This window comes from Shigella sp. FC1661, assembly GCF_001712525.1.
Classification (GTDB): Bacteria; Pseudomonadota; Gammaproteobacteria; order Enterobacterales; family Enterobacteriaceae; genus Escherichia; species Escherichia coli.
The window spans coordinates 1-5284 of the sequence record NZ_MDGW01000159.1; the positions used below are offsets into that span (position 1 = coordinate 1).

Consider the following 5284-nt stretch of genomic DNA (forward strand, 5'->3'; position numbering starts at 1 on the left):
CGAACAGTGGGGCTACGTCGGTGCTAAATCACGTCAGCGCTGGCTGTTTTACGCGTATGACAGGATACGGAGGAGGGTTGTGGCGCACGTCTTCGGTGAACGCACTCTGGCCACACTGGAGCGTCTTCTGAGCCTGCTGTCGGCCTTTGAGGTCGTGGTATGGATGACGGATGGCTGGCCGCTGTATGAATCACGCCTGAAGGGAAAGCTGCACGTTATCAGCAAGCGTTACACTCAGCGCATTGAGCGACATAATCTGAATCTGAGACAACATCTGGCAAGGCTGGGACGGAAGTCACTGTCGTTCTCAAAATCGGTGGAGCTGCATGACAAGGTCATCGGGCATTATCTGAACATAAAACACTACCAGTAAGTTGGAGTCATTACCGATATCAGTCAAAAAAATAATACAAAAAGAGAGTATTTCGTTTCATACAGTAACGTTATTTATCATTTTGTCCGGTGCCGCCAGCATCAGGCCAGATGAACCATAAAAGGATATCAGCGATGAGCGGAAAACCAGCGGCACGTCAGGGCGATGCCACAATGAAAGGTGGCCCGATAGTCCAGGGGTCGGCAGGCGTGAGAATTGGTGCGCCAACCGGCGTGGCCTGCTCAGTGTGCCCCGGCGGATTCACTTCCGGCAACCCGGTGAATCCGCTGCTCGGTGCAAAGTACAGCCCGGCGAAACCGATTTCGCGCTGCCCGGCCCGTTACCGTTCGTGCTCTCCCGCACCTACAGCAGCTACCGGACGAAAACCCCTGCGCCCGTCGGTATCTTCGGTCCTGGCTGGAAAGCACCCTTTGATATCCGCTTACAGATACGCGATAACGAACTGATACTCAATGATAACGGTGGCAGAAGCATTCATTTTGAGCACCTGTTTCCCGGTGAGGATGGTTTCAGCCGCAGCGAATTATTCTGGCTGGTACGCGGCGGCGTGGCGAAACTGAATGAAAGTCACCGTCTTGCCCCACTCTGGCAGGCTCTGCCGGAAGAACTCCGCCTGAGTCCGCATATTTATCTGGCGACGAACAGTCCGCAGGGGCCGTGGTGGGTACTCGGCTGGAGTGAGCGGGTGCCGGGGGGGGATGAGGTGCTGCCTGCCCCATTGCCGCCGTACCGGGTGCTGACCGGCCTGGTGGACCGCTTCGGGCGCACGCAAACCTTCCACCGTGAGGCCGCAGGCGAATTTACCGGAGAAATCACCGGCGTGACCGATGGGGCAGGCCGTCAGTTCTGCCTGGTGCTGACCACGCAGGCGCAACGGGCAGAAAACGCCCGGCAGCAGGCCATCGCCGCAGGAACGAAAGGATCGGATATCCCGGATTCACTGCCGGACTATACGGAGTATGGCCGGGATAACGGTATCCGCCTGTCAGGGGTGTGGCTGACGCACGACCCGGAATACCCGGAGAATCTGCCCGCCGCCCCCCTGGTACGCTACGACTGGACGGCACGCGGTGAGCTGGCGGCGGTGTATGACCGCAGCGGTACTCAGATGCGCCACTTTACTTACGATGATAAATACCGGGGCCGGATGGTGGCGCACCGTTACGCAGGCAGGCCGGAGATGCGTTACCGCTACGACGACATAGGTCGCGTGACGGAGCAGTTTAATCCGGCAGGCTTAAGCTACGCCTATCAGTATGAGAAAAACCGTATCACCATCACCGACAGCCTGAACCGGCGGGAGGTGCTGCACACGGAAGGTGAAGCCGGGCTGAAACGTGTGGTGAAAAAGGAATTCGCGGATGGCAGCATCACCCGAAGTAAATTTGACTATATGGGGCGACTCCAGTCACAGACGGATGCAGCAGGCCGGACAACAGAATACAGTCCGAATGTGGTGACGGGACTCGTCACGTGCATCACCACGCCGGACGGCAGGAAATCGGAATTTTACTATAACAATCAAAACCAGTTAACCTCAGCCACCGGGCCTGACGGACTGGAAATACGCCGGAAATATGATGAGTACGGGCGTCTGACGCAGGAAACAGCACGCAACGGCGATGTCACCCGCTACAGTTATGATAATCCACACAGTGAATTACCCTCTGTAACAGAAGATGCGACGGGTAGCCGCAAGCAGATGACGTGGAGCCGCTACGGGCAGTTACAGACCTTCACCGACTGCTCAGGCTATGAAACCCGTTATGAATATGACCGCTTCGGGCAAATGACGGCGGTTCACCGTGAGGAAAGCATCAGCCTTTACCGCAGTTACGACAACCGTGGCCAGTTAATCTCGGTGAAAGATACGCAGGGCCGTGAAACGCAGTATGAGTACAACGCCGCAGGCGACCCGACCGCCATCATTGCCCCGGACGGCAACCGGAGTGAGACACAGTACGATGCGTGGGGAAAGGCCGTCAGCACCGCACAGGGTGGGCTGACGCGCAGCATGGAATACGATGCAGCGGGACGTGTCATCAGCCTGACCAACGAGAACGGCAGCCATACAGAATTTAGCTGGGATGTGCTTGACCTCCTGATACAGCAGCGCGGCTTTGACGGGCGGACGCAGCGTTACCGTTATGACCTGACCGGGAAACTCACGCAGAGCGAGGATGAGGGGCTTATCACCCTCTGGCACTACGATGCATCGGACCGTATCACACACCGCACGGTGAACGGCGAACCGGCAGAGCAGTGGCGGTATAACGACCACGGCTGGCTGACAGAAATCAGCCATCTCAGCGAAGGCCACCGGGTGGCGGTGCATTACGGTTATAACCGTAAGGGACGTCTCACAGGCGAGCGCCAGACGGTACATCACCCGGAGACGGGGGAACTGCTCTGGCAGCATGAGACGCAACACACTTACAACGAGCAGGGGCTGGCAAACCGCTTTCAGGCAGACAGCCTGCCACCGGTGGAGTGGCTAACGTATGGCAGCGGTTACCTGGCGGGAATGAAACTGGGCGACACGCCGCTGGTGGAGTACACACGGGATAGACTGCACCGGGAAACGGTGCGCAGCTTCGGCAATAATGCATATGAACTGACCAGCACTTACACCCCCGCAGGCCGGTTACAGAGTCAGCACCTGAACAGCCTGGTGTATGACCGTGACTATGGCTGGAATGACAATGGCGACCTGGTGCGCATCAGCGGCCCGTGGCAGTCGCGGGAATACGGCTACAGTGCCACGGGCAGGCTGGAGAGTGTGCGCACCCTTGCATCAGACCTGGATATCCGCATCCCGTATGCCTCCGACCCGGCGGGAAACCGCCTGCCGGACCCGGAGCTGCACCCGGACAGTACACTCACGGCGTGGCCGGATAACCGAATCACCGAAGACGCGTACTACCTGTACCGCTATGACAGGTATGGCAGGCTGACGGAGAAGACGGACCGCATCCCGACGGGTGTGATACGGACGGACGACGAGCGGACCCACCACTACCACTACGACAGCCAGCACCGGCTGGTGTTTTATACGCGGATACAGCATGAGGAGCCACTGGTCGAGAGCCGCTATCTCTACGACCCGCTGGGCCGCCGGACGGGGAAACGGGTGTGGCGTTGCGAGCGTGACCTGACGGGATGGATGTCGCTGTCGCGTAAACCGGAGGTGACGTGGTACGGCTGGGACAGCGACCGGCTGACGACGGTACAGACCGATACCAAGCGTATCCAGACGGTATACCAGCCGGGGAGCTTCACGCCGCTCATCCGTATCGAAACAGAGAATGGTGAGCTGCAGAAAGCGCAGCGCCGCAGCCTGGCGGAGAAGTTGCAGCAGGAAGGAAGCGAGGACGGCCACGGTGTGGTGTTCCCGGCAGAACTTGTGAGGATGCTGGACAGGCTGGAGGGGGAAATCCGGGCAGACCGCGTGAGCAGTGAAAGCCGCCAGTGGCTGGCACAGTGCGGGCTGACGGTGGAGCGGCTGGCGGCACAGATAGAGCCGGTTTATTTACCTGAGCGAAAAATTCATCTTTATCACTGTGACCACCGGGGGCTGCCGCTGGCGCTCATCAGTACCGAAGGAGCAACGGAATGGCGTGGGGAGTATGACGAGTGGGGGAATCAGCTTAATGAGGAGAACCCGCATCATCTGTTCCAGCCATACCGCCTGCCGGGGCAGCAGTACGATGATGAATCGGGGCTGTGCTATAATCGTTATCGTTACTACGAGCCGTTACAGGGGAGGTATATTACACAGGACCCGATTGGGTTAAATGGGGGGTGGAATTTATATAAATATCCGCTGAATCCAATAAATTATGCAGATCCTCTTGGCTTAGCCGTAGATATAAACCACTTCCCAGTTAACGAAGACATACGAAATTATGCAGAGAAAGTTTGGAATAATCCTAATATCATTACAATTGGAACACATGGTGATCCTCAATCAGTATATGATGAAAATTATAATAAGATAGATGTCAAGACATTAGCTAATGAGGTTCGAAATCATCCTAAATTTAAACATGGAATGTCAGTAAGACTGTTATCCTGTAATACAGGAAAAGGAAATAACTCTTATGCACAGCAATTGGCAGATGAACTAGGTGTGAGAGTCTATGCTCCTGACCAATATGACTGGTACTATTCAAATGGTAAGGTAGAGCCTTGGGGAGGATTCTATGATGCAAACAATCAATTGCAAATGGACACGAATCAGCCTGGACATGAGTTTACATTCAAGCGAAGGAAACCATAGGTATGAGGTATTTTCTCTTTATATTTATAACAATCCCCCTTATCTCTGGAGGTCATATGAGTAATGATAGCGAAAAGATAATATCAACATATTCGCTCAATTTTTTATCACCAGATGATGTGAGGAAAGAAGAACTTAAGGCATCACAAGGTGATAGTGATGCTGCATTTAAATTATACAAATATTACCTTTTTTGCGAGCCAAAATCATACAGAAAACAGCACGAATGGTTAATAATATCGGCAAATAATGGAAATGCTATAGCTCAATATAACTTATCAAGAGAACTTGAGTCAGGTAATGCTGCCAACTTACTGATTTAGTGTATGATGGTGATTTTAAGGTGCTTGCGTGGCTTCCATTTCCATCAGATGTCCTTCCTGCTCCGCTACTGAAGGCGTGGTGCGTAACGGCAAAAGCACTGCCGGACATCAGCGCTATCTCTGCTCTCATTGCCGTAAAACATGGCAACTACAGTTCACTTACACCGCCTCTCAGCCCGGTACGCACAGAAATCATTGATATGGCCATGAATGGCGTCGGATGTCGCGCCAGTGCACGCATTATGGGCGTTGGCCTCAACACGGTTTTACGTCACTTAAAAAACTCAG

At 54.5% G+C, this 5284-nt stretch carries 1 protein-coding gene and 3 pseudogenes; all 4 read left to right on the forward strand.

The genetic code is table 11. The features are described 5' to 3' along the window. A pseudogene (locus BFF42_RS10695) lies at positions 1-373 on the forward strand (IS1-like element IS1X2 family transposase); the annotation flags it as partial. 134 nt (positions 374-507) lie between these two features. Continuing rightward, positions 508-4673: pseudogene (locus BFF42_RS10700) on the forward strand (RHS element core protein). A gap of 56 nt (positions 4674-4729) precedes the next feature. Further along, a complete protein-coding gene (locus BFF42_RS10705; RefSeq protein ID WP_237160979.1) occupies positions 4730-4996 on the forward strand; it encodes an SEL1-like repeat protein in 267 nt (88 codons plus the stop codon). A 28-nt stretch (positions 4997-5024) separates the two neighbouring features. Then, a pseudogene (locus BFF42_RS10710) lies at positions 5025-5284 on the forward strand (IS1-like element transposase); the annotation flags it as partial.